Raw genomic sequence first — 275 nt, 5'->3', positions numbered from 1 at the left:
TTTGAAACGTGCCCAAAGGTTCTAGTCTAACGATTTCGCCTTTTTCTAAATGGTCTTCCAATACTTTTACTAAACTAATGACTGCGGCATAACAATCAGCTTGTGTTAGCGATGTAGCTTGGGCAATTTCTTCGGTTACTTTCTCTAAATCTACTTCGCCTGTTTTAGTTGCTTTTGGGTAATAAAGCAGCGGTGCATCGGGTTGCGTTGGATTAGTTTTTCCAATTGGCGTAATGAGTATGGCCATATTTTTAATGGATAAGAGTTACTATTAA

General features: G+C 38.2%; 1 protein-coding gene. It reads right to left on the bottom strand.

The features are described from left to right. Positions 1–247: HU family DNA-binding protein (locus G6042_RS00410; RefSeq protein ID WP_211161586.1), on the bottom strand; the 247-nt coding region annotated here is incomplete at its 3' end. Positions 248–275: the final 28 nt, after the last annotated feature.

This window comes from Flavobacterium solisilvae, assembly GCF_012911605.1.
Taxonomy (GTDB): Bacteria; Bacteroidota; Bacteroidia; order Flavobacteriales; family Flavobacteriaceae; genus Flavobacterium; species Flavobacterium solisilvae.
The sequence above is the reverse complement of the archived record's forward strand: the minus strand, read 5'-3'. Positions and strand labels throughout refer to the sequence as shown.